Annotated in this window: 5 protein-coding genes; 1 reads left to right on the top strand and 4 read right to left on the bottom strand. The window is 69.8% G+C overall.

Going from position 1 to position 6,059, the window contains the following annotated elements:
* Nucleotides 1-97: 97 nt before the first annotated feature.
* The 4 genes from BLV01_RS05880 to BLV01_RS05865 all read right to left on the bottom strand — a co-directional run bounded on the left by BLV01_RS05880 (nucleotide 98) and on the right by BLV01_RS05865 (nucleotide 5,375).
* Nucleotides 98-1,309, bottom strand: a complete 1,212-nt coding sequence (locus BLV01_RS05880) for a Tle-like phospholipase domain-containing protein (RefSeq protein ID WP_091795231.1) — start codon at nucleotides 1,307-1,309, stop codon at nucleotides 98-100.
* 56 nt (nucleotides 1,310-1,365) lie between these two features.
* Nucleotides 1,366-2,043, bottom strand: a complete 678-nt coding sequence (locus tag BLV01_RS05875; RefSeq protein ID WP_175485792.1) for an ankyrin repeat domain-containing protein — start codon at nucleotides 2,041-2,043, stop codon at nucleotides 1,366-1,368.
* A 378-nt stretch (nucleotides 2,044-2,421) separates the two neighbouring features.
* Complete coding sequence (locus BLV01_RS27100; protein WP_175485791.1) at nucleotides 2,422-4,290, bottom strand: DUF11 domain-containing protein; 1,869 nt, start codon at nucleotides 4,288-4,290, stop codon at nucleotides 2,422-2,424.
* Between the two features lie 290 nt (nucleotides 4,291-4,580).
* Entirely contained in the window at nucleotides 4,581-5,375 is a 795-nt protein-coding gene (locus tag BLV01_RS05865) for an NAD(P)H-dependent oxidoreductase (protein WP_091795222.1), read from the bottom strand.
* Nucleotides 5,376-5,587: 212 nt separating this feature from the next.
* Here BLV01_RS05865 and BLV01_RS05860 point away from each other — a divergent pair, with 212 nt between their 5' ends.
* Nucleotides 5,588-6,031 carry a hypothetical protein gene (locus tag BLV01_RS05860; protein ID WP_091795220.1) on the top strand — a complete coding sequence of 148 codons (444 nt, stop codon included), beginning with the start codon at nucleotides 5,588-5,590 and terminating at the stop codon, nucleotides 6,029-6,031.
* Nucleotides 6,032-6,059 lie beyond the last annotated feature (28 nt).

Here is a 6,059-nt window from a genome sequence, read left to right as displayed (position 1 = left end):
CCCGCCCCTCGGAGCGGAAGGCTTTGCGTCTGCCGCCAGCAGCAACGGCCCCGCAGGCGCTCGCGCTGCAACGCAAGGCCTTGCGGCAAGCCGCCGCTCAGTTCATCAGCGCCCGCTTGCTTTCCTGCTGCGCCGGCGCCGTATCGGCTTGCGGCTGCGCCGGTGCGGTGTTCTGCGGGGGGCTCACCGCGCGCTGCTGGTCGAGGAACACGCGGCGGTGGCTCGGGTCGTCCAGGCCGCCTTCGACCGCGAAGAAACCGCGGCCGTCGCGGCCGGCGATGATGTGGTCGATGTTGCGCATGCCCTGCCCGCCCGCATCCAGCGCGGCGTGGGTCGCGGCGTTGCGCAGGCCCTGTTCGCCGCCGAATTCCAGCGCGCCCGGCGGCAGGCCGCGCAGGCCGTGCAAGGCCTGCTGATACATGCCGTTCTGCGGGTGCGCCGCGTCGGCCAGGCCGTCGCGCGCGGTGGCTTCGCGCGCGCCGGTCGCCGCCGCGGCGCGGCCGGCGTCGTGGCCGCGCTCGCCCGGCGTCGCCATCTCCTGGGCCTTGATCACCGCCTCGATGTAGTGGATGTCGATGCCGTGCTTGATGCCGCTGCCGGGAATCAGCTTCTGCCAGAACGATTGCGGGTCCGGGTCGGGCAGTTCGATCTTGTGCCCGACCGCGTCGGGCATCGCCCACTTGAGCGGAATGCTGTGCTCCTGCAGGTCGGTCAGGATTTCGTTCTTGACCGCGTAGCGGCGGATCTGGCCGTTGTCGGCCATCTCGCGCTTGGCCGCGTCGGCGTCGATGCCGATGCGTTCGAGCGTCTTGTCGTGCACGCCGGAGGCGTTGAAGGTCACCGCCGGAATGCCGCTGGTGATCGAAGCCGCCGCGGCTAGGCCGCCGCCGAGCGAATGGCCGGTGATCACCACTTCGTCGCCGAAGGCGACCTTGGCCTCGCGCGCCAGCGCCATGGCCTGGTTGTACTGCGCGTCCTCGAAGCCCAGGCCCTGGCGGAAGTTGGTCAGCCAGTCCTTGCCCTCGTCGGTGCCCGAATAGGCCAGCACGTAATGTCCGTGCTCGTCGCCGTAGATGCGGGCGAGGAAGCCCGAATCCTTGTTCTCCAGCGTCGCCGGGTCGATGCCCTTGGCGCGCAACTGGTCGGCGTCGAGCGGTTTGAAGCCGTCGATGCCCGGCCCCTGTTCGTACAGATCGTCCATCAGCCGCGACAGGGTCTTGTCGATCGGCTTGGCCTGGGTGCCGCGCACCTGGTCGGCGAAGGACTGCGGCGGCTGCGCGCCGGCGGTCGGTTCGGTCTGCTGGCTCATGCTGCGGTCTCCTGAATTCCTTGGCGTACCGTGTTCCTGAAAGGGGTCGCGCGCGCTCAGGCGCTTTCCAGCGCGATGCCGCGCTCGCGCATCCACGCCGCCAGCGCCTCGCGGTCGGCGCGCGCCTTGGCGCTGAGCAGGCTCGGCGGGGTCATGAACGCATAGCGCTGGAAGCTCACGTTCTGGGCGTTGCGCGCATGCGGGTCGGTGCCGGCCTTGAGCAGTTCCAGGGCGAGGTCGGGCTGGTTGACCTTGCCGGCGACGTGCAGCGCGGTGTTGCCCATGCGGTCGGCGTGGCGCGGATCGGCGCCGGCGGCGAGCAGGCGGCGGAACTGGATTTCGCGGTCGCCCATCAAGGCCGCGGCCAGCGGCGCGGCGCCGGTGTGGGCGTGCTCGATGTTGGGGTCGGCGCCGCGCGCGAGCAGCGTTTCCAGGTAGACCGGATCGCGCGCCATCGCCGCCAGGTGCACGACGGTGGAACCGTCCACGCCCGGCCGCGACGGATCGGCGCCCAGCGCCAGCAATTCGTCCAGCCCCTCCGGGCTCTGGTTGAACACCGCCCACTCCGGCAGGGTGACGTTCTTGTCGCCGCGCGCGGACAACGCGGCCGGCGCGCGCTCGACCAGGCGGCGGATCTGCGCGCGGTCGCCCGCGGCGACGGCGTCGGCGAGCTCGGCCGCGGCCGGATCGGCGAATACCTGGGCAGCCAGCGACTGCGGCTGTGCTTCGGACATAGCGACTCCTCCTGAGTACCTGACGGACTTTCCCCGAGGCCCGCCGCGCAGGCGGGAGGGTGCTGCGGCGCGACGGTACTCCCCTACCGTTGCGCGAAACGACATACGGCCACGTACCGTGGCTTCAGGAGCCTAACAAGAACCAGGGTGCGCTGTAGCCGGAACCAAGTCACACTTTTGGCGCAAAAGCTGAATAAAACGTCCGCCCGGGTCCGTATCTGCCGTTTTGCGGCCTCGGTCGCACGAAACCCGGCGACCGGTGCCGAAGCCGGCCGCCCGCCGGCGCAACGAAAAACGGCGAGGCTCGCGCCCCGCCGTTCCGGTTCCCGATTCCGGGCTCGTCCGATCCCGAAGCCGGGCGACGCCTCGCTCGCGCCCTCAATAGTCGCCGGGCGTCGCGCTGAACCGCACCGGCACCGTCACCTCGACACAGGCGCCGACCGGCAGTTGCAGGTTGCCGACCTGGACCGTGGTTTCGCCCGCCGCGCCGCCTCCGGCCGGGCAGGTACCGCCGCCGGACAGCGTGCGGCAGGACCAGCCGGTGCGCAGGCTGACGCCGCGCGGCAGGGTGTCGCTGATGCTGGCCCCGGCCGCCGCGTCGGGGCCGCTGGTGTTGCAGGCGGTCAGCAAGTAGTCGCTCTGCCCGCCCGGCGTGTAGGTGGCGCGGCCGTCGTCCTTCTTCAGCGACAGCGACACGCACACCGGATCGACACTGACGCTGGCGCTGTTGTCGGCGCTGCCGCCCGGCGCCGGGGTGACGAACCCCGACTGCGCCGAAGCGCCTTCGGCGAACGGCGCGTTGGCGGCGATGGTCGCGGTGTTGGCGATCGCCGCGCACTGGCCGTCGGCGAGCTTGGCCTGGATGCGGTAGGTCAGGCCGGCGCCCGCCGCCGCGTTGCCGGCCGGCAGCGTGGCGGTGGCGGAAATCGCGCCGGTGCCGCTGGCCGCGGGACAGGTCGCGCTGCCGATCGGGGTGCAGGTCCAGGCGGTGAAGGTCAGTCCCGCCGGCACCGCATCGGCCAGGCTCACCGACGCATCGTGCGCGGTGGTGTCGCCCACGGTCGGACGCGCGGTGTTGTTGCGGAAGGTCACGGTGTAGGCGACCGTGCCGCCCGCTGCCGGCGCGGCGTTGTCGACCTGCTTGGTCGTGCGCAGGTCGACGTCGTTGTCGACGATGGTCAGCGTCGCGGTCGCCTGCACCGAGGCGCTGGTCGAACAGGCGGTGGTCGAGGTCAGCGTGTAGGCGTTGGCGTCGGTCTGGACCTGGAACGTCGCCGTCTCGTTGTCCTCGATGATCGTGTCGTCGACCACCGCGATCGGCAGGTCGAAGGTGGCGTTGTCGTAGGTGCCGGCCGGGATCGACACGTTGACGATGTTGCCGTTGCCGCTGGACACCGTGTAGTCGCTGCCGCGGGTCGCGGTGCCGCCGGTGATCCGCACCGGCACGACGATGCCGCCGCTGGGCACGGTGCCGATCACCCGCAAGCGCGGCAGGCCGGCGCTCTGGCCTTCGCGCACGGTGTAGTTGGCGGCGTCGAACTCGACGTACGGACGCAGGGTGACCTGGATCTCGTCGAGGAAATTGCCCAGCGAAATGCCGCCGCTGCTGCTGACCGCGGCGAAGCCGACCTGCTGCACGCCGGTGGTGCCGCCGTAGGTGAAGCTGCCGCTGTAGTCGCGCCAGCCGTTGCTGGTGCCGCCGATGGTCATCGTGCCCTGGGTGGCCGAGGACGCGGTGCCGCCGGTGTCGACCCGGTCGGTGCCGTTGTTGGTGGTGCCGATGCGCGCGATCTCGTCGCTCACCGCGGTGGTGGTGCTGCCGGAGGCGTTGACGCCGAAGCTCATCACGTCCGGCGTGCTGGCCGAATTGCGGCCGCGGTGGCTCAAGCGCCAGCCGATCACTTCGCCGTTGGTGAGGCAGATGTTCTGGTAGATGCGCGAGGCTTGGTCGGCGTTGAGCTCGGCATGCTGCTTGCCGGCGCGCGCGGGCGTGCTGTTGAAGCTGTTGCCCCACAGCTCGATGATCGGCCCGGTGGCCGGAGTGGCGACGATGCCGCAGCCGCCGGTGGCGCGGCTGGGATGGGTGGTGTTCCACCCGGTCACCTGCTGCGGGCCGGCGAAATAGCCGACGCAGGCGCCCGTGCCCAGGTCGGGCTGCTCGAAGCCGAGGTTGACGAAGGTGCGCTGGACCTGGGCCTGGGCCGGCGACAGCGTCGCCGCAGCCAGGAACGCTGCGAGTAAAGTCACGCGCGGTCCACGCAGACCGCGCCCGAAAGACATGCTCATGAGCCGCTGGATTCCCCCTGTACGCCGCCACGCCCAGCCGCGTCCCGCTGCAGGGCGGGGGCGCGTCGCGCTCGACCGAGCGCGGCGCCACGGGGTGGGCGACGATTGCCGCCTGAACGAACTGAACAGAAAATGTGACGAACAGCACAAATATTATGTGCTGTACCGCAAGCTTCTGCCTAGGCGTCGGACGGCCTCAGGGGTTCAGCAACATGACTCATGACGACGCGATGCGCCCGCCTGCCCGCGCCTCACGCCGCCGGCGCCACGTGTAAGGCGAAGCCGCGTTCGCCGCCGGCCTCGCGACCGGACTTGAGCTCCAGCGAGGGCACGGCGTAGTCGCCGCCGTTCTGGCGCCGGTAGGCGATCGGCGCATCGCTCCACAGCCCGTCCAGGCGCCGCAGCAGGCCATCGCGCGCCTGGGCGAACTGCGCGGCATCGACGCGGTCGCTGCGATACACCACGTACGGCGGCAGCACCTCGAAGCCCGGGTAGTGCAACAAGCCGTGATTGATCGGGAACAGCAGGTCGTCGATCGGCCCGTTGATTCCGCGCGGCGAGTAATGCGGCTGCCAGCCGCCGGCGGTGACCGACACCAGCGCGCGCTTGCCGGCCAGCGCCCCTTCGCCGTAGCGATCGCCCCAGTGGGTATCGGAATGCTCGCCCACGCCATAGCCGAAACCGTAGGAATAGACCCGGTCGAACCAGCCCTTGAGGATCGCCGGCATCGAGAACCACCACAGCGGGAACTGCAGGATCAGCGCATCGGCGCGACGCAGCTTGTCCTGCTCGGCGCGCACGTCGGCGGTGAGCGCGTCGCCGGCGAAGGCGGCGTGCGAATCCTTCGGCACACGCAGGCGCGCGGACCCATCGCGCTGGGGGAAATCGGCGGCATCGACCGCGGATTTCCAGCCCATCGCGTAGAGATCGCTGACTTCGACCGTATGCCCCTGCGCGAGCAAGTGCGCGTGCATCGCGTCCTTGAGCGCGCTATTGAGCGAGGCCGGTTCGGGGTGGGCGTGGACGATGAGGATGTGCTTTTTCATGGGGGCAGAATCATGGGATTGGTTCGGCGCAGCATAGAGATGCGCACAGCGCGGCAGGGCTCTTCATGGCGCTTTCAATGTGGAACGTCAGGAACCAATCGATACCCAGCCGGCACGTGTTTCCGGCCAATGCCGGGCCAGCGTTGACAGGTGCCGCGCCAGGTCGTTCACTTCCTGCAGCCCCGTCGCCCGGCGCAACAGGAATTCCGTCGATGCCCGAATTTCTTCGCACGCGCACCGCGCTGATCTCGGCAGCGCTGCTGTTGAGCGGCTGCACCGCAGCCGCGAAAGACGGCGCGGCGGTGCTGTCGGAACCGATAGCGCCGCAAAACACCGCCTACACCTTCGAATACGCCTGCCCTCGCCCGCTTCCTGCGGTGCGTATTTCCGGCGATTCGCGTTGGCGCGACAGTGGAGGCTACGCAGCGCGAGTCACCGCGCTGTCGATCGGCAAGGCCGAGGCGAACGCATCGGTCTTGACGCAGATAAATCGCAGATTCCCTGCCGACGCCTTGCAGGAACGCCCGTGGGTCACCTGCATGGAAGGCGCGGCGCGAGTCGAGATCAGGCTGGTCGATCGCGCCAAAGGCGGGGTATCGCGCGAGGCCGGGCCGATCTTCGTCATCGACGAAAGCGCAAACGTCGAGTTCCGATGACCGCTGCATCCGTACGATGCCAAGGAGC

Source organism: Lysobacter sp. yr284 (assembly GCF_900107375.1).
Lineage (GTDB): Bacteria > Pseudomonadota > Gammaproteobacteria > Xanthomonadales > Xanthomonadaceae > Lysobacter.
The sequence above is the reverse complement of the archived record's forward strand: the minus strand, read 5'-3'. Positions and strand labels throughout refer to the sequence as shown.

Bases quoted from the DNA above. Each gene is read 5' to 3' on its own strand.
- BLV01_RS05880 (WP_091795231.1), bottom strand. From the start codon at position 1,309: ATGAGCCAGCAGACCGAACCGACCGCCGGCGCGCAGCCGCCGCAGTCC.
- BLV01_RS05875 (WP_175485792.1), bottom strand. From the start codon at position 2,043: ATGTCCGAAGCACAGCCGCAGTCGCTGGCTGCCCAGGTATTCGCCGAT.
- BLV01_RS05865 (WP_091795222.1), bottom strand. From the start codon at position 5,375: ATGAAAAAGCACATCCTCATCGTCCACGCCCACCCCGAACCGGCCTCG.
- BLV01_RS05860 (WP_091795220.1), top strand. From the start codon at position 5,588: ATGCCCGAATTTCTTCGCACGCGCACCGCGCTGATCTCGGCAGCGCTG.